Source organism: Variovorax sp. DAIF25 (assembly GCF_050711835.1).
In the GTDB taxonomy this organism is placed as follows: domain Bacteria; phylum Pseudomonadota; class Gammaproteobacteria; order Burkholderiales; family Burkholderiaceae_C; genus Variovorax.
Map to the genome: position 1 here is coordinate 3707119 of NZ_CP136636.1, position 21112 is coordinate 3728230.

Annotated in this window: 20 protein-coding genes and 1 tRNA gene; 6 read left to right on the forward strand and 15 right to left on the reverse strand. The window is 68.2% G+C overall.

Going from position 1 to position 21112, the window contains the following annotated elements; translation table 11 throughout:
* The first annotated feature begins 324 nt into the window (after positions 1–324).
* Complete coding sequence (gene hrpA / locus R0232_RS17355; RefSeq protein WP_281077098.1) at positions 325–4110, forward strand: ATP-dependent RNA helicase HrpA; 3786 nt, start codon at positions 325–327, stop codon at positions 4108–4110.
* Positions 4111–4216: 106 nt separating this feature from the next.
* Here hrpA and R0232_RS17360 read toward each other — a convergent pair whose 3' ends face one another.
* From R0232_RS17360 to lptF, 8 genes are all read right to left on the reverse strand, one after another.
* On the reverse strand, positions 4217–4375 hold the full coding sequence (locus tag R0232_RS17360) for a DUF3309 family protein (protein ID WP_082321553.1): 159 nt from the start codon (positions 4373–4375) through the stop codon (positions 4217–4219).
* Between the two features lie 95 nt (positions 4376–4470).
* Positions 4471–4938, reverse strand: a complete 468-nt coding sequence (locus R0232_RS17365; RefSeq protein ID WP_431508863.1) for a DUF3592 domain-containing protein — start codon at positions 4936–4938, stop codon at positions 4471–4473.
* A gap of 15 nt (positions 4939–4953) precedes the next feature.
* Positions 4954–5340: a rard protein gene (locus R0232_RS17370; protein WP_431508864.1), complete on the reverse strand. Its 387-nt coding sequence runs from the start codon at positions 5338–5340 to the stop codon at positions 4954–4956.
* 37 nt (positions 5341–5377) lie between these two features.
* Positions 5378–6547 (reverse strand): pyridoxal phosphate-dependent aminotransferase, encoded by a 1170-nt coding sequence (locus R0232_RS17375; RefSeq protein ID WP_431508865.1) that lies wholly within the window; start codon positions 6545–6547, stop codon positions 5378–5380.
* 53 nt (positions 6548–6600) lie between these two features.
* Positions 6601–7542: a CysB family HTH-type transcriptional regulator gene (locus R0232_RS17380; protein ID WP_093341723.1), complete on the reverse strand. Its 942-nt coding sequence runs from the start codon at positions 7540–7542 to the stop codon at positions 6601–6603.
* Between the two features lie 63 nt (positions 7543–7605).
* Complete coding sequence (locus R0232_RS17385) at positions 7606–7980, reverse strand: sirohydrochlorin chelatase (protein ID WP_431508866.1); 375 nt, start codon at positions 7978–7980, stop codon at positions 7606–7608.
* Complete coding sequence (gene lptG, locus R0232_RS17390) at positions 7980–9089, reverse strand: LPS export ABC transporter permease LptG (protein WP_093341727.1); 1110 nt, start codon at positions 9087–9089, stop codon at positions 7980–7982. The genes R0232_RS17385 and lptG overlap by 1 nt, the downstream gene beginning before the upstream one ends.
* On the reverse strand, positions 9086–10228 hold the full coding sequence (gene lptF, locus R0232_RS17395) for an LPS export ABC transporter permease LptF (protein ID WP_398500235.1): 1143 nt from the start codon (positions 10226–10228) through the stop codon (positions 9086–9088). The genes lptG and lptF overlap by 4 nt, the downstream gene beginning before the upstream one ends.
* 21 nt (positions 10229–10249) lie before the next feature.
* On the opposite strand from lptF, the gene R0232_RS17400 reads away from it, so the two are divergent.
* The 4 genes from R0232_RS17400 to R0232_RS17415 all read left to right on the forward strand — a co-directional run bounded on the left by R0232_RS17400 (position 10250) and on the right by R0232_RS17415 (position 14014).
* Positions 10250–11797: a leucyl aminopeptidase gene (locus tag R0232_RS17400; RefSeq protein ID WP_431508867.1), complete on the forward strand. Its 1548-nt coding sequence runs from the start codon at positions 10250–10252 to the stop codon at positions 11795–11797.
* The gene (locus R0232_RS17405) at positions 11794–12237 is read left to right on the forward strand and encodes a DNA polymerase III subunit chi (protein ID WP_093341733.1); all 444 of its coding nucleotides are present in this window, start codon (positions 11794–11796) and stop codon (positions 12235–12237) included. Before R0232_RS17400 ends, R0232_RS17405 begins: the two co-directional genes overlap by 4 nt.
* Entirely contained in the window at positions 12237–12656 is a 420-nt protein-coding gene (locus R0232_RS17410; protein ID WP_208508718.1) for a hypothetical protein, read from the forward strand. Before R0232_RS17405 ends, R0232_RS17410 begins: the two co-directional genes overlap by 1 nt.
* Positions 12657–12805: 149 nt before the next feature.
* Positions 12806–14014 (forward strand): branched-chain amino acid ABC transporter substrate-binding protein, encoded by a 1209-nt coding sequence (locus R0232_RS17415; RefSeq protein ID WP_093341737.1) that lies wholly within the window; start codon positions 12806–12808, stop codon positions 14012–14014.
* Between the two features lie 103 nt (positions 14015–14117).
* On the opposite strand, the gene R0232_RS17420 is transcribed toward R0232_RS17415, so the two are convergent.
* The 5 genes from R0232_RS17420 to R0232_RS17440 all read right to left on the reverse strand — a co-directional run bounded on the left by R0232_RS17420 (position 14118) and on the right by R0232_RS17440 (position 16768).
* Positions 14118–14507 (reverse strand): response regulator, encoded by a 390-nt coding sequence (locus tag R0232_RS17420; protein WP_093341739.1) that lies wholly within the window; start codon positions 14505–14507, stop codon positions 14118–14120.
* Positions 14508–14645: 138 nt separating this feature from the next.
* The gene (locus tag R0232_RS17425) at positions 14646–15026 is read right to left on the reverse strand and encodes a hypothetical protein (RefSeq protein ID WP_431508868.1); all 381 of its coding nucleotides are present in this window, start codon (positions 15024–15026) and stop codon (positions 14646–14648) included.
* A gap of 211 nt (positions 15027–15237) precedes the next feature.
* Positions 15238–15328 (reverse strand) — tRNA-Ser (locus tag R0232_RS17430).
* A gap of 44 nt (positions 15329–15372) precedes the next feature.
* Positions 15373–16305: an SPFH domain-containing protein gene (locus R0232_RS17435; protein WP_093341743.1), complete on the reverse strand. Its 933-nt coding sequence runs from the start codon at positions 16303–16305 to the stop codon at positions 15373–15375.
* Between the two features lie 37 nt (positions 16306–16342).
* Entirely contained in the window at positions 16343–16768 is a 426-nt protein-coding gene (locus R0232_RS17440; RefSeq protein WP_093341745.1) for an NfeD family protein, read from the reverse strand.
* 208 nt (positions 16769–16976) lie between these two features.
* Between R0232_RS17440 and R0232_RS17445 the strand changes: the two genes are divergently transcribed.
* Positions 16977–19274 (forward strand): Orn/Lys/Arg decarboxylase N-terminal domain-containing protein, encoded by a 2298-nt coding sequence (locus R0232_RS17445; RefSeq protein WP_208508715.1) that lies wholly within the window; start codon positions 16977–16979, stop codon positions 19272–19274.
* Between the two features lie 38 nt (positions 19275–19312).
* Here R0232_RS17445 and R0232_RS17450 read toward each other — a convergent pair whose 3' ends face one another.
* Together R0232_RS17450 and fabI are read right to left on the reverse strand one after the other, a co-directional pair.
* The gene (locus R0232_RS17450; protein WP_431508869.1) at positions 19313–20152 is read right to left on the reverse strand and encodes a DNA ligase; all 840 of its coding nucleotides are present in this window, start codon (positions 20150–20152) and stop codon (positions 19313–19315) included.
* A gap of 141 nt (positions 20153–20293) precedes the next feature.
* Positions 20294–21076, reverse strand: a complete 783-nt coding sequence (gene fabI / locus R0232_RS17455; RefSeq protein WP_431508870.1) for an enoyl-ACP reductase FabI — start codon at positions 21074–21076, stop codon at positions 20294–20296.
* Positions 21077–21112: the final 36 nt, after the last annotated feature.

Here is a 21112-nt window from a genome sequence, read left to right on the forward strand (position 1 = left end):
CGCGCGCGGGCTTCGTCAGGCCGGGCGGGTCGACTTGACCCCGCCACGTGCACTCACGTGGCCTGCGCGCAAACGCAGCGAGGGGGGGACAAGGATGGTGGTCATGGCCGCGATCGTAGCGGCGCGGGCTCGTGGCGTAAAGAATATTTACGCCGCGGTGTGGATGTGCTGCAACATCCATCGCGCGCGCCGATAATCGACGGTTTGCCCGAAGAGAACGGGCGCCTGCGCTTGCGACCCCCTCCCTTGACGACCACGACGACTTCCTCCCTTCGCATCGACTTTCCCGAATCGCTGCCGGTCTCGGCCCGGCGCGAGGAGATCATGGCCGCCATCCAGGCGCACCAGGTGGTGATCGTCTGCGGCGAGACCGGCTCGGGCAAGACCACGCAGCTGCCAAAGATCGCGCTGGCGCTGGGCCGCGGCAAGCTCAATGCCGAGCCCGGCAAGGGCCGCCTCATCGGCCACACGCAGCCGCGCCGCATCGCCGCGAGCTCGGTGGCCAAGCGCATCGCGGAAGAACTCAAGACGCCGCTGGGCGACGTGGTCGGCTTCAAGGTGCGCTTCCAGGACCGCCTGTCGCGCGATGCCTCGGTCAAGCTGATGACCGACGGCATCCTGCTGGCCGAGACGCAGACCGATCCGCTGCTCAAGGCCTACGACACCATCATCATCGACGAGGCCCACGAGCGCTCGCTGAACATCGACTTCCTGCTCGGCTACCTGCGCGAGATCCTGCCGCGCCGGCCCGACCTCAAGGTGATCGTGACCTCGGCGACCATCGACGCCGACCGCTTCGCGCAGCATTTCGCCTCGGCCAAGGGACCGGCGCCCACGGTGTTCGTGTCGGGCCGCACCTTCCCCGTGGAGCAGCGCTACCGCCCCTTCGAGGAATCGCGCGACCACGACCTCAACGACGCCATCGCCGATGGCGTCGACGAGCTCTGGCGCGATCCGCACCACGCGGGCGACATCCTGGTCTTCCTGCCCGGCGAGCGCGAGATCCGCGAGGCCGCCGACCATCTGCGACGGCACCTCACGCACCAGCCGCTGTACCGCAATGCCGAGGTGCTGCCGCTGTTCGCGCGCCTGTCGCAGGCCGAGCAGGACCGCATCTTCGACGGCCACACCGGCCGGCGCATCGTGCTGGCCACCAACGTGGCCGAGACCTCGCTCACCGTGCCGGGCATCCGCTACGTGATCGACGCGGGCACGGCGCGCGTGAAGCGCTACAGCTTCCGCAGCAAGGTCGAGCAGCTGCTGGTCGAGCCGATCAGCCAGGCCGCCGCCAACCAGCGCGCGGGCCGCTGCGGCCGCGTGGCCAACGGCATCTGCATCCGCCTCTACGACGAGAAGGACTTCGAAGGCCGGCCGCGCTTCACCGATCCCGAGATCCTGCGCTCGTCGCTGGCGGGCGTGATCCTGCGCATGAAGTCGCTGCGGCTGGGCGACGTGTCGCGTTTTCCCTTCCTCGAGGCGCCGTCGCCGCGCGCCATCGCCGACGGCTACCAGCTGCTCAACGAGCTCGGCGCGGTCGACGATGCCAACGAGCTGACCGCCACCGGCGCCGAGCTCGCCAAGCTGCCGCTCGACCCGCGCGTGGGCCGCATGATCCTCGAGGCCCGTTCGCGCGGCGCGCTCGAGGAGGTGCTGGTGATCGCCTCGGCGCTCAGCGTGCAGGACGTGCGCGACCGCCCGATGGAAGCGCAGCAGCAGGCCGACCAGGCGCATTCGAAGTTCGACGACGAGAAGAGCGAGTTCAGCGGCTACCTGCGGCTGTGGAAGTGGATCGCCGACGCGCGCGGCGGCCATGGCGACAGCCACAAGCTCAGCAACCGCCAGTACGAGCAGCTGCTGCGACAGAACTTCGTCAACGTGCGCCGCGTGCGCGAATGGCGCGACATCCATTCGCAGCTGCTCACGGTGGTCACCGAGCACAAGTGGCGCATCAATGCCGAGCCCGCGGGCTACGAGCCGCTGCACCTGTCGATGCTGGCCGGCCTGCTCGGCAACGTCGGCTGGAAACTCGAGGACGACGAGGCCTACCTTGGCGCGCGCGGCATCAAGTTCTACAAGCATCCCGGTGCGCACCTGAAGAAGAAGCCGGGGCGCTGGATCGTGGCGGCCGAACTGGTCGAGACCACGCGGCTGTTCGGCCGCGGCATCGCCAACATCGAGCCGCAGTGGCTCGAGGAAGTGGGCGGGCATCTGCTGAAGAAGCAACTGCTCGATCCGCACTGGGAGAAGAAGAGCGCGCAGGTGGCCGCGCTCGAGCGCGCCACGCTCTACGGCCTGGTGGTCTACAGCGGCCGGCGCGTCGACTTCACGCGCGTCGACCCGGTCGCCGCGCGCGAGATCTTCATCCGCGAGGCGCTGGTCGGCGGGCAGTGGGACAGCCGCTTTCCGTTCCTCGCGGCCAACCGCAAGCTGGTGCGCGAGGTCGAGGGCCTCGAGCACAAGTCGCGCCGGCAGGACGTGCTGGTCGACGACGAGCTGATCTTCGCCTTCTACGACGCGCAGTTGCCGGCCGACGTGGCCAGCGGCACGACCTTCGAGAACTGGTACCGGCAGGCCTCGAAGGAGCAGCCGCGGCTGCTGTTCCTCTCGCGCGACGAGCTGATGCGCCACCAGGCGGCCGGCATCACCACCCAGTCGTTCCCGCCGACCTTGCGGCTCGGCGGCGTGGATTGCGCCGCGACCTACCTGCACGAACCCGGCGACGCCAAGGACGGCCTCACCGTCAGCGTGCCGCTGTTCGTGCTCAACCAGGTCAGCGAGGAACGCTGCGAATGGCTGGTGACGGGCATGCTCAAGGACAAGATCCAGGCGCTGCTCAAGAGCCTGCCGCAGCGTCCGCGCTCGCGGCTGGTGCCGCTGCCCGAGTCGGCGGCGAAGCTGGCCGAGGCACTGTCGGAGCCAGAGCTGTTCGGCACGGGCTCGCTGACCGACGTGCTGCTCAAGCGCGTGCGCGACATGACCAGCATCGACGTGAAGCGCGCCGACTTCAAGCTCGACATGCTCGCGCCGCACCTGTTCATGAACCTGCGCGTGGTCGACGAGCACGGTCGCCAGCTCGGCATGGGGCGCAACCTCGGCGCGCTCAAGGCCGAGCTCGGCGCGAAGGCGCGCGGTGCGTTCCAGGCGCTGGCCGGGCTCAACGTGAAGGCCTCGGCCGAACCCGCCAAGACCGCGGCACCCGCCGACGCGCGCCGCGCCCAGGAGGCCGCGCCAGCCGCGCCCGCCACCCCGGCGCTGCCGGCCGGCCAGCGCTACACCGCCTGGAGCTTCGGCGAACTGCCCGAGCTGATGGAGGTGCGCCGCGGCGCCCAGTCGCTGGTGGGCTTCCCGGCGCTGCGCGACGAGGGCGACGCCGTCACGATCGAGGTCTTCGACGAACCCGCGGTCGCGGCCGCGAAACACCGCGCGGGCTTGCGCCGGCTGTTCGCGCTGCAGCTGAAGGACGCGCTCAAGTACCTCGAGAAGAACATCCCCGATCTGCAGAAGATGGCCGTGGCCTACATGCCGCTGGGCACCGCGGACGAGCTGCGCGCGCAGATCGTCGAGGTCGCGATCGACCGCGCCTTCCTGCAGGAGCCGCTGCCGGCCGACGAGTTCGCCTTCAAGCGGCGGCTCGACGAGGGGCGCGGACGGCTGACCCTGATCGCCAACGAGGTGGCGCGGCTGGCCGCGACGATCCTCGCCGAATACGCCGCGGCGGCGCGCAAGATCAAGGACACGAAGATCCAGCCCGAGTCGGTGCAGGACGCCGCGCAGCAGCTGCAGAAGCTGGTCGGCAAGCGCTTCATCGCCGATGCGCCGTGGACGCAGCTGCAGCATTTCGCGCGCTACCTCAAGGCCATCGTGCTGCGGCTCGACAAGCTGCGCGGCGACCCGGCGCGCGACACCGCCAAGCTGGCCGAGCTGCGGCCCCAGGAGCAGCGCTACTGGCGGCTGGTGGCCGAGCGCAAGGGCGTGGTCGACGATCGCATGCTCGAGTTCCGCTGGCTGCTCGAGGAGCTGCGCGTGAGCTTCTTCGCGCAGGAGCTGCGCACGCCGCAGCCGGTGAGCGTGAAGCGGCTCGACAAGGCCTGGGCGCAGTTGCAGGCCTGACGGACCGTTCGACGTTCCAAAGAAAAAGCCCGCTGTCGCGGGCTTCGTCCGAAGAGGCCTTCGCCTCGTCACGAAGGGCGAGGCAGCACGCCGCCTCGCCCGCGCGTCATATCCTGCCCATCAGCACCAGGATGATCACGATCACGAGCACGAGGCCAAGACCGCCGCTGGGACCATAGCCCCAGGTACGGCTGTGTCCCCAGCTCGGCAGCGCGCCGATCAGCAGAAGGATCAGGACGATCAGCAGAATGAACGAGAGCGACATGTTTTCTCCAGGGACGTTGTTATCGAGCCTCGATGCTCGTGACCCCGGGGTGCGCGCAGCGCAAGAGAGCCGCGCCTTCGCCGGTCAGGACTGTCCTACCGTGAGCGTCGGCGCCCGCGCCGGGTAGGCTGTGCCGGTGCGGCGGCCGCGGCGATGGCGAGCACCACCACGACCACCAGGAAGGCCGTGCCCATGGCACCGAAGACGATGGACATGCCCCAGAGCGAGAAGAAGCTGTCGATGCGCGCGTTGCGCGGATTGCCGGGCGCATGCAGCACCCGCACCGCCTCGCCGACTTCGTAGGAGGGCGGGTTGCTGCTGGTCGAGGACTCGAAATCGATCGTCTCGCCCGCGGCCGTGCGAAAGCGCACGCGCGGCTTCCAGGTGCCGTCGCCGTCGTCGTCCGACTCCACGTGCAGCAGGTCGATCACCTCGCCCTGCGCGTGCACCGCGGACCGGATGAAGTAGACGGTGTGGGCCGCCACGAGCAGTGCCACCACGAACAGGGCCGCGCCGACGCCGCCGAAGACCTTCTGCAGGGTACGAAGCTGGGGATTCGCCATGGCGCGTGTCCCCCTTCAGCCGCCGCGGTGCGATGCGCCCGCAGCGAAGTCGCCGAGCAGGCCGCCGAGGCTCGCGAGCAGCAGGCAGAAGGCGAGGAAGCCCACGGTGCGCAGCAGGCCGAGCAGCGCCTGCCGCCAGGGCCGCGTGCGCAGGAAGAACACTGGGACGCCCAGCAGCGGGAACACGCCCGCGAACAGCGCGATGCGCCCGCGCGGCACCTGGCCGCGCGCGAGCAGGTCGGCGCGGCACCAGGCGTAGCACAGCGCGGTGATCAGCGGCATGTGCAGCATGTCGACGACCGAGTACTGCCGACCCGGCAGCATCGGCACGAAGGCGTCGGCCACGCCGGCGGCGAAGAAGGACAGCGCCAGCGCGCCGAGGATGAGCCGGGGCGCCTTCATCGCGTGCGGTCCCGTGGCCCGGCGCCGGTCGATGGGCTCAGAGCTTGGCGAGCCGGTCGAGCGCGGCGACCAGCGTCTCGTCCTTCTTGGCGAAGCAGAAGCGCACCACGCGCTGGTCGAAGCCGTCGCCGTAGAAGGCCGACAGCGGGATCGCCGCCACGCCGATCTCGCGCGTGAGCCAGAGGCAGAAGTCGGCTTCGGAGAGATCGCTGACCGCCGAGATGTCGACGCACTGGAAGTAGCTGCCTTCGCTGCGCAGCAGCTTGAAGCGGGTCTTGGCGAGGCCGGCGGCGAACAGGTCGCGCTTGCGCTGGTAGAAGGCCGGCAGCTCGAGGTAGGGCGCGGGGTTGGCCATGTAGCGCGCCAGCGCATGCTGCATCGGCGTGTTGACGGTGAACACGTTGAACTGGTGCACCTTGCGGAACTCGGCCATCAGCGGTGCCGGCGCGGCCACGAAGCCGACCTTCCAGCCGGTGACGTGGTAGGTCTTGCCGAAGCTGCTGACGATGAAGCTGCGCGCCGCCAGGCCCGGGAAGCGAGCCACGCTCTCGTGGCGCGCGCCGTCGTAGACCATGTGCTCGTAGACCTCGTCGGCGATCACGAACACCTCGGTGGGCGCGAGCAGCTCCTCGAGCCGGCGCATCTCGGCCTCGGTCCACACGGTGGCGCTCGGGTTGTGCGGCGTGTTGACGATGATCGCGCGCGTGCGCGGGCTCAGCGCGGCCGCGATGCGGTCGAAATCGGGGCGGAAGGTGCCCGGCACCAGCGGCACGCGCACCACGCTGCCGCCCGCGAGTTCGATGTTGGGCACGTAGCTGTCGTAGCAGGGCTCGAGCACGATCACCTCGTCGCCCGCGCGCACCACCGCGAGGATGGCCGTGATGATCGCCTGCGTGGCGCCCGCGGTCACCGTGATCTCGGCCGCGGCGCTGTAGCGGTGGCCGTAGAGCGCCTCGATCTTGGCCGCGATCGCATCGCGCAGCGCGGGGATGCCGGGCATCGGCGGGTACTGGTTGTGGCCCGCGGCCATGGCGGCCGTCACGTCCTCGAGCAGCTGCGGATCGCAGTGGAAATCGGGGAAGCCCTGGCCCAGGTTGACCGCGTTCTTCTCGGCCGCGAGCGCGGACATCACGGTGAAGATGGTGGTGCCGACGGCGGGCAGCTTGGTCGCGATCTCGGGCGTGCGGGGGGAAAGGGCGGTGCTCATGGTGGGATGCGTGGGAGGAAAGTCGGGACGAGCGCGTGAACCTCGGCGGGCGCTCAGAGTTCGTAGTCCTGCTGGTGGCCGCTCAGGGCCTTGGCGATCAGGTTGCGGTCGAGCCGGTCGGACAGCAGCTCGGCGAACTTGAACACGAAGTTGCGCAGGTAGGCGCTGCGCTTGAAGGCCACGCGCGCGATGTTCTGGCCGAACACCTGGCCCATCGGGCGCACCACGAGGTCGGCATTCGATTCGTCGCGCACCGCCATCTCGGCCACGATGCCCACGCCGAGCCCGAGGCGCACGTAGGTCTTGATCACGTCGGAGTCGATGGCTTCGAGCGCGATGCGCGGCGCAAGCTTCTTCTGCGCGAAGGCATGGTCGATGCGCGTGCGGCCGGTGAACGAGGGGTGGTAGGTGATGATCGGCTCGGACGCCAGGTCCTCGAGCGAGATGCGCTCCTTGGTCGCCAGCGGATGTTCCTTGGGCAGCACCAGCACGTGCTGCCACTCGTAGCAGGGCAGGGTCACGAGCTCGGTGTAGTCGGCGAGCGATTCGGTCGCGATGCCGATCTCGGCCACCTCGTCGATCACCATGCGCGCCACCTGGTCGGGCGAGCCCTGGTGCAGGCTCACGTTGACCTTGGGATAGGCCTCGCGCAACTTCGCCACCGGCACCGGCAGCACGTAGCGCGCCTGCGTGTGGGTGGTGGCGATCGACAGCGTGCCGCTGTCCTGGGCGCTGAACTGCTCGCCGATGCGCTTGAGGTTGCCGACCTCGCGCATGATCAGCTCGATGCTCGCGATCACGTGCTGGCCCGGCTCGGTCACGCGCTTGAGGCGCTTGCCGTGGCGCGCGAAGATTTCCACGCCGAGTTCTTCCTCGAGCTCGATGATCGCCTTCGACACCCCGGGCTGGGAGGTGTGCAGCGCCTTGGCGGCCTCGGTCAGGTTCAGGTTGCGCCGCACGGCTTCCTGAACAAACTTGAACTGGTGCAGATTCATATCAAATTCCGTCTTATTGCGGAATTTATTATGCCTTCGGAATCTATGGAAATTGCCTAATGTTCAGATTTCCACCGCAATTCGGGCCAGCAGGTCGATCACCTGCGGCGATTCCCCCACGGTGGGCGCGAGCGTGAAGGCCAGCGCGGGCCATTCGGCGCGCAGCGCGTCGAGCTGGCGCGGAATGTCCTCGCGTGCGTGCTTGCCCATGCCGAGGAACAGCGGCACCACGCGGATCGCGTGGGCGCCTTCGTCGACCAGCGCGGCCGCCGCGGTGCGCAGGTCGGGCTCGGCCAGCTCGAGGTAGGCGCAGCGCACCCGGGCCTCGGGAGACAGCGCGCGCGTTCGCGCCGCCACGGCCTCGATCGGCTCGCGCCAGCGCGGGTCGCGCGAGCCGTGCGCCAGCAGCACGATGCCCTGCACCGTCGGCGTGGCCATCAGCGTCTGAGCACCAGCCAGCTGAAGGCCGCCAGCGACATCACCGAATAGATGAGCCCGGGCGCCGCCGCCGTGATCCAGGGCGACCAGTTGCTGAGATTGCCGAGGTAGCCGAACACGTTGTTCAGCAGGAAGAAGCTGATGCCGATCATCACGCCGCCGAACACGTAGGTGGTGATGCCGGCCTGGCGGAAGTGCAGGTAGGCGAAGGGCAGGGCGAGCACCACCATCACCAGGCAGGACAGCGGATAGAACACCTTGCGCCAGAACTCGATCTCGTAGCGCTGCGCGGTCTGGCCGTTGGCGTCGAGGTGGCGGATGTAGTCGAACAGGTCGATGGTGCTCATGCGGTCGGGCCGCAGCAGCGCCACCGAGACCATCTCGGCGGTCAGCGAGGTCGGCCAGTTGAGCTCGGCCATCCGTGTGGTGGCAACATGCGCCTTGCCTTCGGCGGCGCGGGTGTCGTAGTCCTGCTGCTCGATCTCCGACAGCACCCAGTAGCCGCGCTCGATGCGCGCCGTGGCGGCGGTCATCTGCTTACGCAGGTAGCCCTTGTCGTCGAACTCGAAGATGCGCGCGGTCTTGAGCCCGCCGTTGCGCGAGATCGACAGCACGTTGACGGCGTAGGACGCCTTGTCCTGCCGCTCCTTGAGCCAGGCGCCGGTGTTGCCCACGAAGGTGAAGGTGCCCTGGTAGCGCGATTTCACGAGCTGGGCGGCGCGCTCGGCGGCAGGCGCGAGGTAGTCGCCCACCGCGAAGGTCAGCACCACGAAGCCCAGGCCCAGCACCAGCAGCGTGCGCAGCGCGCGCCAGGGACCGAGGCCGCTGGTGCGCAGGATGGTGTATTCGGAGCTTTGCGCGAGCCGCGCCATCACGAAGATGCAGCCGATCAGCACCGTGATCGGCAGCAGTTCGTAGAGATGGCTCGGCAACAGTAAGGTCACGTAGAGCAGCGCCTGCGCCGGCCCGTAGGCCAGGCTCTCGGGGCGGCCCACGGCCTGCAGCTCGTCGACGAAGTCGAAGAAGAAGAACAGGCTCAGGAAGCCGAGGGTCACGAAGGCCACGGCCTTCAGCGCCTCGATGTAGATCAGGCGACGGATGGTTCTCATGGCGTGGGCTCCAGCCGGGTGGTGGAGGGCGGCGGCGTGGGTCCGGAGGCCTGGCCGCCGCGGCTCTTGCGGCGCGCCCAGTTGTTGTTGCGCAGCGTGAGCCACGAGATGGCGAACAGCGCCACGCCGCCGTGCAGCAGCAGCATGAAGCCGCCCATGCCGTAGCGGCCCGAGCTGATCCAGCTCTGGCCCAGGTTCAGCAGGTTGTAGTAGATGACGAAGGCGAACAGCGCGAACAGCAGGTTGCCGCTGCGGCCTACGCGCGGATTGACGCTGGAGACGGCCAGGGCCAGCAGCACGAAGTTGATGGCCGCCAGCAGCATGCCCACGCGCCAGGCGAGTTCGCCGCGCGCCGCGGTTGCGTTGAAGTCGCCGAGCAGCGACAGCGTGGTGCGCGCGCGGGGCGGCGTGGCGTCGCTGGTGCCGGCGGCGCTGCCGCCGGCGCGCGTGCCGTAGGTCTCGAACTCGCTGATCTTCAGGGCGCCGTTGGGCAGCAGCGGGCGCTCCAGGCGCTGGCCATTGCTCAGCATCAGGTAGCGCGAGTTGCCGAGCGTCTCGATACGGCCGCTGCGCGCCGAGGTCGTGATCTGCAGGTTGCGCTCGACCGACCAGATGAAGACGTTGGTGGCGGTGGCGCTGTCGGCGGAGTCCTTGTCGATGAAGAACACCCGCAGCCGGCCGGCCGATTCACGGAATTCGCCGGGCGACACGCGCTCGAGGTCGCCGCGCTGCTCGTACTGCTGGCGCATGCCCATGGTCTGCGAGTTGGCCCAGGGCCAGCCGATCAGCGCCATCGCGGCGATCAGCAGCAGCACCGGCCAGGCGAAGCGGAACAGCGGCTCGACGAAGTCGGACAGCCCGCGGCCGCTGGAGAACCAGATCACCATCTCGCTGTCGCGGTACATGCGCGACAGGGTGCCGACGATGGCGATGAACAGGCTCAGGCTGAGGATGGTCGGCATGTAGCCGAGCACCGTGTAGGCCATGACGAGGAACACTTCGGACGGGTTCACGCTGCCCTTGGAGGCCAGTCCGAGCGTGCGGATGAGCATCATGGTCATCACGATGGTGACCAGGACCACGAGGGTCGCTCCGAAGCTGCGCGACAGCTCCTTGCGTAGGGAAGAATGGAATAACATCGTTCGAGGAAAAAAAGGATTATGGACTTTCAACTCAAGACCCTCACAGTCGCCCGCGCAGCGGCCGAAAAATCCGACGTCCTGATCGTGCTCGTGGGCAGTGCGCCGCTCGCGTCCAAGGACCCCCTCTCCGTCCAGATCGCGGCCGCCCGCAAGGCCGGCGACCTGCCCGACAAGGCCGGCAAGCTGCTGTCCCTGTACCGGCCCGAGGACGTGGCCGCCGCCCGCGTGGTGCTGGCGGCCATCGGCGACGGCAAGCCGGCCTCGGTGCGCAGCGGCGTGATCGCCGCGGTCAACGCCGCCAAGGCCTCGTCGCCCAAGCGCGTGGTGCTGGCCTTCGCCCAGGACGCCGAACCGGCGGCCGTGGCGAGCGCCGTCATCGCGGCCGCCGACGCCAGCTATGTCTACACCGCCACCAAGTCCAAGGCCGAGCCGCGCAGCATCCGCCAGGTGACCGTGGGCGTGGCCGATGCGGCTACGGTCGGCGCGGCCTTCGAGCAGGCACGCGCCACCGTCGAGGGCATCGAGTTCGCCAAGGAGTGGGGCAACCGCCCCGCCAACCATGCCACGCCGACGATGCTGGCCGAGGCCGCCAAGGGCCTGGGCAAGCTGCCCGGCATCAAGTGCGAGGTGCTCGGTCCCAAGGAGGTCGACAAGCTCGGCATGGGCGCCTTCGCGGCCGTGGCTCAGGGCTCGGCCGAGCCGCTGCGCTTCATCGTGCTGCGCTACCAGGGCGGGTCCAAGGACCAGGCGCCCGTGGTGCTGGTCGGCAAGGGCATCACCTTCGACACCGGCGGCGTCTCGCTCAAGCCGGCGGCCGAAATGGACGAGATGAAGTTCGACATGTGCGGCGCCGCGAGCGTGCTCGGCACCTTCCGCGCGCTGGCCGGCATCAAGCCCGCGATCAACGTGGTCGGCCTGATCCCCTCGTGCGAGAACATGAACGACGGCCGCGCCATCAAGCCGGGCGACGTGGTCACCAGCATGAGCGGCCAGACCATCGAGATCCTCAACACCGATGCCGAAGGCCGGCTGATCCTCTGCGACGCGCTGACCTACGCCAAGCGCTTCGACCCCGCCGCCGTGATCGACATCGCGACGCTCACGGGCGCCTGCGTGGTGGCTCTGGGCGGCGTGCGCAGCGGCCTGTTCTCGAGCGACGACGCGCTGGCCGCGGCGCTCGAGGCGGCCGGCGAGAGCTCGCAGGACCGCTGCTGGCGCCTGCCGCTCGACGACGAGTACGCCGAGGGCCTGAAGACCAACTTCGCCGACGTGGCCAACGTGGCGGGTCGCGCGGGCGGCGCCATCACGGCGGCCAAGTTCCTGCAGCGCTTCACGGCCGACTTCGCCTGGGCGCACCTGGACATCGCGGGCACCGCGTGGAAGAGCGGCGCGGCCAAGGGCTCGACCGGCCGACCGGTCGGCCTGCTGGTCTCGTACCTCACGCGCCGCGCGCAGGACGGCGCGACCGGCGCCGGCGAGGGCAAGGCGAAAGCCAAGGCCGAGCGGAAGACCGAGGGCAAGTCCGAGAGCAAGGCGGCGGCCCGCAAGGCGCGTTCGGTGCAGTGACGGACATCGGCTTTCACTACAACGCGCCGGACAAGCTCAGCTACGCCTGCCGGCTCGTGCGCAAGGCCGTCGCCACGCGCGGCATGCGGGTGGTGGTGGTCGGCGAGGCGCAATGGCTCGACGCGATCGACGCCGGCCTCTGGCAACTGGCACCGACCGAGTTCGTCGCCCACTGCCGCGGCGATGCGCCGGCCCACGTGCTGTCGCGCTCGCCGGTGATCCTGGCCGACGAGGGCGCCGAGTCGGCCGCGCTGCCGCACCGCGAACTGCTGGTCAATCTCGGTGCGCAGGTGCCCGCGGGCTTCGAGCGCTACGAGCGCCTGATCGACATCGTGAGCAACGAGCCCGACGACCGCCAGATCGGCCGCGCGCGCTGGCGCCACTACGCCGACCGCGGCTACACGATCCAGCCGCACGACTTCGCGAGGAGCGCATCCTGATGACCACTCCGACCCGCACGCCGCCGCGTTTCGTTCCCACGCTCACGACCGTGCTCGACCTGCCCGCCGAGCCGGTCGCGGCGCATTCGCCCTTGGCGGACAACGCGGGGCCGGATGCCGTCGCGCCGGCCATGCCCGACCCGTCCCAGGCCGTCGCATTGCCGCCCGCGGTGCAGCGTTCCGAGGCCGACATCGTGCGGCTCGAGGAGCAGTTGCTGCACCGTGTTCTGCAGCGCGTGGACTTCTCGCTCGAGGAGCGTTTGAGCGACACCGTGGCCGCCGCCGTGCAGCAGCAACTCGACGCGATGGTGCCGCGTTTGCGCGGCGAAATCGAAGCCGTTTTGCGTGCGTTGGTGATCGAGGCGATGGCCGCCGAACTCTCGGAAAACCCAGGGTCTACGCCAACTTTCGAGGGGTGAAGCTTCAGCTAAACTGCGCGCCAGGTCGGGTGGGCCAAAGCTGGAGGGTTAGGGTGGCCCGGGTCTGCGGCGCGGAACTTGCGAGGTCAGGAGCGCCCGGATCACACGACCGGTTTCTCAATCTCATCATCCATGTTCTGGAGGTTCTCATGCAATTGAAATGGACTGCGGTCGCTCTGGCTGCACTCACGCTGGTGGCTTGCGGCAAGAAAGAAGAAGCTGCGGCACCCGCTGCTGCCCCGGCGCCCACCGCGGCCGCCCCGGCACCCGCTGCACCTCCCGCCGATGCACTGGTCGTGAAGATCGGCCACGTGGCTCCGACCAGCGGTCCGATTGCCCACCTCGGCAAGGACAACGAGTTCGGCGCCAAGATGGCGATCGAGGAACTGAATGCCAAGGGCCTCAAGATCGGCGACAAGGTCGCCAAGTTCGAGCTGGTCGCCGAAGACGACGCAGGCGATCCGAAGCAAGGCACGGCCGTGGCCCAGAAGCTGGTCGACAGCAAGGTCAACGGCGTGGTCGGTCACCTGAACTCGGGCACCACCATCCCCGCCTCGAAGCTCTACAGCGACGCCGGCATCCCCCAGATCTCGCCTTCGGCAACGAACCCCAAGTACACCCGCCAGGGCTTCAAGACCACCTTCCGCGTGGTGGCTGACGACACGCAACTCGGCGGCACGCTGGGCAAGTACGCGGTCGAAACGCTCAAGGGCAAGAACATCGCCGTGATCGACGACCGCACCGCCTACGGCCAGGGCGTCGCCGAAGAATTCGAGAAGTCGGCCAAGGCCGCCGGCGCCACCATCGTGGGCCACGAATTCACCACCGACAAGTCGACCGACTTCAACGCCATCCTGACCAAGCTCAAGGCCGCCAAGCCCGACGTGCTGTTCTTCGGTGGCATGGACGCCGTCGGCGGCCCGATGCTCAAGCAGGTCAAGCAGCTCGGCCTGAACGTCAAGTTCATGGGCGGCGACGGCCTGTGCACCGGCGAACTGCCGAAGCTCGCTGGCGATGCCATCGGCGAAGACATGGTGGTGTGCGCCGAAGCCGGCGGCGTGGACGGCGACTTCAAGCAGCCGCTGGAAGACTTCAAGGCCAAGTTCAAGACCAAGAACGGCGTCGACGTCCAGATCTACGCACCGTACGTCTACGACGCGGTCAACGTGCTGGCCGAAGCGATGGTCAAGGCCGGTTCGGCCGATCCCGAGAAGTACCTGCCCGAAGTGGGCAAGATCCAGTACAAGGGCGTGACCGGCCCGATCGCCTTCGACGAAAAGGGCGACATCAAGGGCGGCGCCCTGACGCTCTACACCTACAAGGGTGGCCAGCGCACGCAGATCGCCGTGGTGCGCTGATCGGCTTCGATCCGCGTTCCAACGAGAAAGGGCCTTCGGGCCCTTTTTTCGTGGGCGCTCGAAACGGCGGGGGAGAAGAAAGAGAAGGGCGGGTGCCCGCCGTTCAGAGCGGTGCGAGTCCCGAGGGGCGGTCGGTGTTGCAGTACTCGATGAAGGCGTCGAGGTCGCGCGACTTGTCGAACACCGCGTCCGCGCCGAGCGTCTCGCAGCGCGCGCGGATGTCGGCCGTCACGTAGTTGCTCAGCACCACCGCGCGCTGGCCGGGAAGGCGTTCCTTGCAGCCCGCGAGCACGCCCAGGCCCGAGCCTTCCTTGAGGAACAGGTCGACGATCAGCAGCTGCCACTCGGCCGGATGGGCGCGCAGCCACGCCAGCGCTTCGGATTCGGTTTCGGCAAAGCCAACGACTTGGGCATTCACCAGGTCCTCGAGTGCCGGAACCAGGTTGTCCCTGATGGTCTTGTTGTCCTCGACGAGGAACGTGATGAGGGCCATGCCACGGATAGGGTGTGAGAACCAATAGCGTAGCGTGCCGCGCGCGCTTGCTGCGTAGGAGAAAGGAGACGGAGAAACGCGGCGTGTCCCTATTTCATACGATGTCCGCGGCACTCCGCCGCCGGCGCGCGGGTCGCGTCAGTCGTTCGCGCGCTTGCCTGTGCCGGGCTCGGCCGCGGTGGCCTGCCGAGCCTCGAGCTTCTTCACGCGGGCCGCGCTCTCGTCGCGCTGGGCCGTGGCCTCGATGCGCTTCTCGATCTCCTCGCTGAGCGCCGCGTTGACCTCGGCGAGCTGCTCGGCCGATTGCGCGAGCTTTTCCTCGAGCTGGCTCGTGTGCGCGATGGCCAGCGCCACCTCGCCCACCTGCACTTCCTCGGGCAGCTCCTGCTCGAGCACCGTGTTGACCACCGCGAGGTTGTCGGAGGCCTTCTGCACGTCGGCGGCGACCTGCTCGGTTTTTTCGAGCGTGCGGTCGAGCGACGTGCTGCCGTGCGGCTTGGTGCTGGGATGTCCTGCCATGCGGCGCCTCCTGGGGAACTGAAAACCTGGGGATCGTACCGCCAGACGGGTCGGGGAGGGCGGTGTGAGGTCTGCGCGGGAGGTGGGGTCAGTCCGGCGCACGATGAGGGCAAGGGGCGCGCCACGCAACAGGCGCCCACAAAAAAGCCCAAGTGCCAATGGCAACTCGGGCTTTCTGCATGTTCGCGAACGGTTGCGAACAACGACTCTCTGGCGGAGCAGGCGGGATTCGAACCCGCGGAGGGCTATTAACCCTCACACGCTTTCCAGGCGTGCGACTTAAACCGCTCATCCACCGCTCCGAAGCCCACGATTGTAGCAGTCGCCGGGGCCGTTTCCGGAAGCCTCAGGCCGTGGGACCCGAGGATTTGCCGGCCTGCACCATGCGCATGGCCGAGGCGATCAGCGCGGCGGTCTCGGTCATGTTGCTCGGCACGATCAGCGTGGTCTTGGAATCGGCCGCGACCTTGCCGTAGGCATCGACCGCGCGTTCGGCCACCTTGAGCTGCACCGCCTGCTCGCCGCCCGGCTGCTGGATCGCGGCCGCCACGCGCTCGATGGCGTCCGCCGTCGCCGTGGCCACCGCGGTGATCGCGGCCGCCTCGCCCTGGGCGTTGTTGATCTGGGCCTGCTTCTCGCCCTCGGAGCGCGCGATGAAGGCCTCGCGTTCGCCGGTGGCGATGTTGATCTGCTCCTGGCGCCGGCCCTCGGAGGCCGCGATCAGCGCGCGCTTCTCGCGTTCGGCCGTGATCTGGCGCTGCATCGCCTGCAGGATTTCCTTCGGCGGCGTCAGGTCCTTGATCTCGTAGCGCAGCACCTTCACGCCCCAGTTGAGCGCCGCCTCGTCGATGGCCGCGACCACCTGGGCATTGATGACGTCGCGCTCCTCGAAGGTCTTGTCGAGCTCCAGCTTGCCGATCACGCTGCGCAGCGAGGTCTGGGCGAGCTGGGTCACGGCCACGATGTAGTTCGACGAGCCGTAGCTGGCGCGCATCGGGTCGGTGACCTGGAAGTAGAGGATGCCGTCGACCTGCAGCTGCGTGTTGTCGCGCGTGATGCAGATCTGGCTCGGCACGTCGAGCGGGATTTCCTTCAGGCTGTGCTTGTAGGCCACCCGGTCGATGAACGGGATCAGGAAGTTGGGGCCGGGCGTCATGGTGCCGTGGTACTTGCCCAGGCGCTCGCGCACCCAGGCGTTCTGCTGCGGCACGAACTTCACCGACTGGCTGATGAAGATGATCGCGATGACCAGGATGATGATGGGGACCGAATATTCCATGGCTCTGTACCTTTCCTCTTTCGTTCTCGGGTTCTAGCTAGACCTTGTCGACCACCAGCCGGCTGCCGACGACCTCGACCACGCGGTGTTCTCCGGTGGAGGGCGCATGGCCCGCGCGCTGCACGACGGTCCACTGGGCGCCGCGGTAGCGCACGGTGGCGGTTCCGTCGGGGTTCCATGCCTCGACCTGCACGCTCTCGCCGATGTCGAGATTGAGGTCGCGGTTGGCTTCGGTGGGTGGGGGCGGCGGGCGCTTGCGCTGGATCGAGTACCAGGTCAGCACCGCCACCACGCCGACGACGGCGGCCACGAGCAGTTGCGTGACGGTGCCGAAGCCCAGGTGGGCGGAGATCGCCGCGGCGGCGAACCCGCCGGCCAGCAGCAGCAGGTAGACCGTGCCGGACAGGAGCTCGACCACGATTGCCGTGCCAGCGATCAGCCACCAGATCGTGGAATTCGCCATGACATCTCCTCTGTAGTTGTTTCAGGCGACGCCATTCTGAGGCATGCGCTCCGGGCGGCCCGGACTCGCCTGCACTTTGTGGGGGCTCCCGGCGCGGCGGCGAAAAGCGGGTCGCACCGGCATTCGGCGGACATTCGACGCGTCGGCGAATTCTTCATCTGAATTCCGTACACTTCGCGCCTCATTGCCTGTCCCGGAGCTCCGCCCCATGAAATTCCGCTTTCCCATCGTCATCATCGACGAGGACTTCCGCTCCGAGAACACCTCGGGCCTCGGTATCCGCGCGCTCGCGCAGGCCATCGAGACGGAGGGCTTCGAGGTGCTGGGCGTCACGAGCTACGGCGACCTGAGCCAGTTCGCTCAGCAGCAAAGCCGTGCCAGCGCCTTCATCCTGTCGATCGACGACGAGGAATTCACGGTCGGCCCCGACCTGGATCCGGCGGTGCTGAACCTGCGCAATTTCATCGGCGAAGTGCGGCGCAAGAACGCCGACGTGCCGATCTACATCTACGGCGAGACCAAGACCTCGCGCCACATCCCGAACGACATCCTGCGCGAGCTGCACGGCTTCATCCACATGTTCGAGGACACCCCCGAATTCGTGGCGCGCCACATCATCCGCGAGGCCAAGAGCTACCTCGAGGGCGTGCAGCCGCCGTTCTTCAAGGCGCTGATCGACTACGCGGAAGACGGTTCGTACTCGTGGCACTGCCCGGGCCACTCGGGCGGCGTCGCCTTCCTCAAGAGCCCGGTGGGCCAGATGTTCCACCAGTTCTTCGGCGAGAACATGCTGCGCGCCGACGTCTGCAACGCGGTGGAGGAACTGGGCCAGCTGCTCGACCACACCGGCCCGGTGGCGGCCAGCGAGCGCAACGCGGCGCGCATCTTCAATGCCGACCACTGCTTCTTCGTGACCAACGGCACCAGCACCAGCAACAAGATGGTGTGGCACCACACGGTGGCGCCCGACGACGTGGTGGTGGTGGACCGCAACTGCCACAAGTCGATCCTGCACGCGATCATCATGACGGGCGCGATCCCGGTGTTCATGAAGCCCACGCGCAACCACTTCGGCATCATCGGCCCGATCCCCAAGAGCGAGTTCGAGCCCGAGGCCATCAAGGCCAAGATCAAGGCCAACCCGCTGCTGGCCGACGTCGATGCCAACAAGGTCAAGCCGCGCGTGATGACGCTCACGCAGTCGACCTACGACGGCGTGATCTACAACACCGAGACCATCAAGAACACGCTCGACGGCTACGTCGACACGCTGCACTTCGACGAGGCCTGGCTGCCGCACGCGGCTTTCCACCCGTTCTACGGCTCCTACCACGCGATGGGCAAGCGCCGCGTGCGGCCGAAGGAATCGCTGGTGTTCGCGACCCAGTCCACGCACAAGCTGCTGGCCGGCATCAGCCAGGCCAGCCACGTGCTGGTGCAGGACTCGCAGAACCGCCAGCTCGACCGCGACCTGTTCAACGAGGCCTACCTGATGCACTCGTCGACCAGCCCGCAGTACGCGATCATCGCGAGCTGCGACGTGGCCGCCGCGATGATGGAGCCGCCCGGCGGCACCGCGCTGGTGGAGGAGAGCATCCTCGAGGCGCTCGACTTCCGTCGCGCCATGCGCAAGGTCGAGGAGGAGTTCGGCAAGGACGAGTGGTGGTTCAAGGTCTGGGGCCCCGAGAAGCTCGTGGACGAGGGCATCGGCGTCCCGGACGACTGGATCATGCACGGCGAGAAGAACGGCAAGAGCCGCTCGAAGAAGTCGCCGCGCAACTGGCACGGCTTCGGCGAGCTGGTCGACGGCTTCAACATGCTCGACCCGATCAAGTCGACCATCGTGACGCCGGGCCTGGACCTCGAGGGCAACTTCGCCGAGACCGGCATTCCCGCCAGCGTGGTGACCAAGTTCCTGGCCGAGCATGGCGTGATCGTCGAGAAGACCGGCCTCTACAGCTTCTTCATCATGTTCACCATCGGCATCACCAAGGGCCGCTGGAACACGCTGCTGACGGCGCTGCAGCAGTTCAAGGACGACTACGCGCGCAACCAGCCGATGTGGCGGATCATGCCGGAGTTCTGCCAGCAGCACACGGGCTACGAGCGGCTCGGCCTGCGCGACCTGTGCCAGCACATCCACCAGCTCTACGCGCGCTACGACGTGGCCCGCCTGACGACCGAGATGTACCTGAGCGACCTCACGCCGGCGATGAAGCCCAGCGACGCCTTCGCCCACATCGCGCACCGCAAGACCGAGCGCGTGGAGATCGACGAGCTCGAGGGCCGCATCACCACCAGCCTGATCACGCCGTACCCGCCGGGCATTCCGCTGCTGATCCCGGGCGAGGTCTTCAACAAGAAGATCGTCGACTACCTGAAGTTCTCGCGCGAGTTCAACACGCAGTGCCCGGGCTTCGAGACCGACATCCACGGCCTGGTGGCGCGCGTCGACGAGACGGGCAAGAAGCGCTACTACGCGGACTGCGTGCGGAAGAGCGCCTGAGCGCCGGGGCGCGAAGCGGGCAGGGTGCGAGGGGCGGCTCAGCCGTCCTCGCGCACGCGCATGAAGCGTGCGAAGCGCGGCAGCCCGCCGGCCGTGAGCCCGTTGTAGCGGTAGGTGACCCAGCTGCCGATCGCGGGCGGCTGCTCGCGCTCGGCATCGCTCAGGCCGGTGCCCAGCTTGAAGCGCTGGCCGCCGGGCATCTCGACCAGCAGCGCCCCGAGCCGATGGGCATGCCTGCCCTTGCCGGGCACGTGGCCGACCACGCGGGCTTCCGCGTCGTCATGGGTCTTGACCTTGAGCAGGTCGTTGTTGCGCTCGGCACGGTAGAGCGAGGCGCCGCGGTGCAGCATCAGGCCTTCGCCGCCCATCTTCACGGTCTTGTCGAGCAGCGCCTGCAGCGCCTCGGCCGTGGTCGCGCGCTCCTGCGGCACCGCCACCACCCAGGGCGCGTCGGTGATCGGCAGCAGCCTGCGCAGCACGCCGAGGCGGGCGGTGAAGTCGCCGCCCTGGGCCGGCAGGTCGAACACCATGAACTTCATCTCGTGCCAGGCGACGTCGTTGGGCGTCTGGCTGCGCACCGTCGACACCGCATGCGAGAAGCGTCCGCGGCCGGCCCAGAGCTCGCCGTCGAGCGGCTGCCTGGGCAGCGCGGCGGTGAACCAGGCCGGCGCCAGGATGCGCTCGCCGCCGCGCGTGAAGAGCTGCCGGCCGTCCCAGTACGCGCGCACGCCGTCGTACTTCTCGCTGACCCAGTAGTCGGCCAGCGACATGCCCGGCTTGTAGACCTCGGCCAGCATCAGCGCGGGCGCGCCGGCGTGCGCCGGCAAGGTCAGCGCAAAGCCCAGGGTGGCGAGCAGCAGGGAACGTCGATGGAGCACGGGTGCTATGAAATGAGTAGCTGGAAACGACCGATGGATGCCCATTTGTGGCCGAAGTTCCTTCGCGAGACAAGCGCCGCGCGACCGGCGCGCATCGCCGTCCGACGGGCGCGAGAGCGCGCCCGGGAGCCGGGGTGCCGCTTACTCGGCCATGCCGACGACGACGTTGCTGAAGCCGCCGTCGACGTAGGTGATCTCGGCCGTCACGCCGCTCGCGAGGTCGCTCAGCAGGAAGGCCGCCACGTTGCCGACTTCCTCGATCGTCACGTTGCGGCGGATCGGCGAGGCCTCGGCGACGGCGCCGAGCATCTTGCCGAAGCCCTTGATGCCGCTGGCCGCGAGCGTCTTGATCGGGCCGGCGCTGATGCCGTTGACGCGCACGCCCTTCGGACCCAGCGAAGCCGCCGTGTAGCGCACCGAGGCCTCGAGCGAGGCCTTGGCCAGGCCCATGGTGTTGTAGTTGGGCAGCGCGCGTTCGGCGCCCAGGTAGGTCAGCGTGAGCAGGGCCGACTTGTCGTTGAGGTAGGGCTGGGCCGCCTTCGCCATGGCCGGGAAGCTGTAGGCGCTGATGTCGTGCGCGATGCGGAAGCCTTCGCGCGACAGGCCCTCGAGGAAGTCGCCCGCGATGGCCTCGCGCGGCGCGAAGCCGATGCTGTGCACGAAGCCGTCGAAGGTCGGCCAGACCTGCGACAGGTCGGCGAACAGCTTCTCGATCTGGGCATCGTCGCCGACGTCGCAGTCGAAGATCAGCTTCGAGCCGAAGTCGGCCGCGAACTCGGTGATGCGGTCCTTGAAGCGCTCGCCGACATAGCTGAAGGCGAGCTCGGCACCCTGTTCATGGCAGGCCTTGGCGATGCCGTAGGCGATGGAGCGGTTGCTCAGCACGCCGGTGATCAGGAGTTTTTTGCCGGAAAGAAAGCCCATGGAGTTGCCTCGTGAAAATCTCGGGGCAGAATTCTC

Coding starts and splice junctions, on each gene's coding strand:
- R0232_RS17360 (WP_082321553.1), bottom strand. CDS start 4,375: ATGTCGCTCTCGTTCATTCTGCTGATCGTCCTGATCCTTCTGCTGATC.
- R0232_RS17425 (WP_431508868.1), bottom strand. CDS start 15,026: ATGGCAGGACATCCCAGCACCAAGCCGCACGGCAGCACGTCGCTCGAC.
- lptF (WP_398500235.1), bottom strand. CDS start 10,228: ATGTTATTCCATTCTTCCCTACGCAAGGAGCTGTCGCGCAGCTTCGGA.
- R0232_RS17385 (WP_431508866.1), bottom strand. CDS start 7,980: ATGGCCACGCCGACGGTGCAGGGCATCGTGCTGCTGGCGCACGGCTCG.
- R0232_RS17435 (WP_093341743.1), bottom strand. CDS start 16,305: ATGGAATATTCGGTCCCCATCATCATCCTGGTCATCGCGATCATCTTC.
- R0232_RS17380 (WP_093341723.1), bottom strand. CDS start 7,542: ATGAATCTGCACCAGTTCAAGTTTGTTCAGGAAGCCGTGCGGCGCAAC.
- R0232_RS17370 (WP_431508864.1), bottom strand. CDS start 5,340: ATGAAGGCGCCCCGGCTCATCCTCGGCGCGCTGGCGCTGTCCTTCTTC.
- R0232_RS17420 (WP_093341739.1), bottom strand. CDS start 14,507: ATGGCCCTCATCACGTTCCTCGTCGAGGACAACAAGACCATCAGGGAC.
- R0232_RS17440 (WP_093341745.1), bottom strand. CDS start 16,768: ATGGCGAATTCCACGATCTGGTGGCTGATCGCTGGCACGGCAATCGTG.
- R0232_RS17375 (WP_431508865.1), bottom strand. CDS start 6,547: ATGAGCACCGCCCTTTCCCCCCGCACGCCCGAGATCGCGACCAAGCTG.
- R0232_RS17365 (WP_431508863.1), bottom strand. CDS start 4,938: ATGGCGAATCCCCAGCTTCGTACCCTGCAGAAGGTCTTCGGCGGCGTC.
- R0232_RS17410 (WP_208508718.1), top strand. CDS start 12,237: ATGACCACTCCGACCCGCACGCCGCCGCGTTTCGTTCCCACGCTCACG.
- R0232_RS17445 (WP_208508715.1), top strand. CDS start 16,977: ATGAAATTCCGCTTTCCCATCGTCATCATCGACGAGGACTTCCGCTCC.
- R0232_RS17400 (WP_431508867.1), top strand. CDS start 10,250: ATGGACTTTCAACTCAAGACCCTCACAGTCGCCCGCGCAGCGGCCGAA.
- lptG (WP_093341727.1), bottom strand. CDS start 9,089: ATGAGAACCATCCGTCGCCTGATCTACATCGAGGCGCTGAAGGCCGTG.
- hrpA (WP_281077098.1), top strand. CDS start 325: ATGGCCGCCATCCAGGCGCACCAGGTGGTGATCGTCTGCGGCGAGACC.
- fabI (WP_431508870.1), bottom strand. CDS start 21,076: ATGGGCTTTCTTTCCGGCAAAAAACTCCTGATCACCGGCGTGCTGAGC.
- R0232_RS17415 (WP_093341737.1), top strand. CDS start 12,806: ATGCAATTGAAATGGACTGCGGTCGCTCTGGCTGCACTCACGCTGGTG.